At 68.1% G+C, this 879-nt stretch carries 2 protein-coding genes; both read left to right on the top strand.

All coding sequences use genetic code 11. The features are described from left to right. Positions 1-187 (top strand): hypothetical protein (locus DW2_RS20015; protein WP_038149009.1); only part of this gene is annotated, 187 nt, incomplete at its 5' end. A 114-nt stretch (positions 188-301) separates the two neighbouring features. Then, positions 302-879, top strand: a 578-nt coding sequence (locus DW2_RS18860) for an SDR family NAD(P)-dependent oxidoreductase (protein ID WP_420340847.1), incomplete at its 3' end; no start/stop codon positions are given.

The following is an 879-nucleotide window of genomic DNA, read 5'->3' on the forward strand; positions in this document are numbered from 1 at the left end:
CAACCAGAAATCGCTGAAGAAGATGGAGGATGCCGGGCTCGAGTTCAACAAGGTCTCCCCCGAGGAGCTGGCCCGGATGCGTGAGAAATCGCAGGTCGTCTATGACAAGCATCGTGACGAGATCGGCGGCGACGTGATAGATCGCGTTCAGAAGACACTCGACGAGCTGCGCGCCAAGAGCAACTGAGGCGCAAGCCGTCGTCCATCTCCCGTCCGGTCGCGACTGACCGGGCGGGGGGCGCGTCGGGCCGCGCCTCCCGGCCCGACGCCTCCCGCCGCCCGAGCCGAAAGGATGAGCCCCGTGCCGAATTTCGACCTGACAGGAAAGACTGCGCTGGTGACCGGATCGTCGCGGGGCCTCGGCCGGACCTTCGCGGAGGGGCTCGCCGGGGCGGGGGCCCATGTCATCCTCAACGGCGTCGACCCCGACAGGCTGGAGAAAGCGCGCGCGGAGATGGAGGCCCTCGGGCACCGGGTCAGCGCCATCGCCTTCGATGTCTCCGACGAGGCGCAGGTTCTCGCCGCTTTCGAGCAGCTCGACGCCGAGGGGCGGGCCCCCGACATCCTGGTCAACAATGCGGGGATCCAGCTTCGCCGCCCGATGCTCGATCTGTCCGTCGAGGACTGGCAGCGCGTGCTCGACACCAACCTGACGTCCGCCTTCCTTTGCGGCCGGGAAGCCGCGAAGCGCATGATCGCGCGCGGGGGCGGCAAGATCATCAATATCGGCTCGCTCATGAGCGGGCTCGCCCGCGCCACGGTCGCGCCCTACACCGTCGCGAAAGGCGGCATCAAGCTGCTCACCCGCTCGATGGCCGCCGAATGGGCCGGGGCGAACGTGCAGGCCAACGCGATCGGGCCGGGCTACATGAAGACCGA

It is taken from the genome of Thioclava atlantica (genome assembly GCF_000737065.1).
Classification (GTDB): domain Bacteria; phylum Pseudomonadota; class Alphaproteobacteria; order Rhodobacterales; family Rhodobacteraceae; genus Thioclava; species Thioclava atlantica.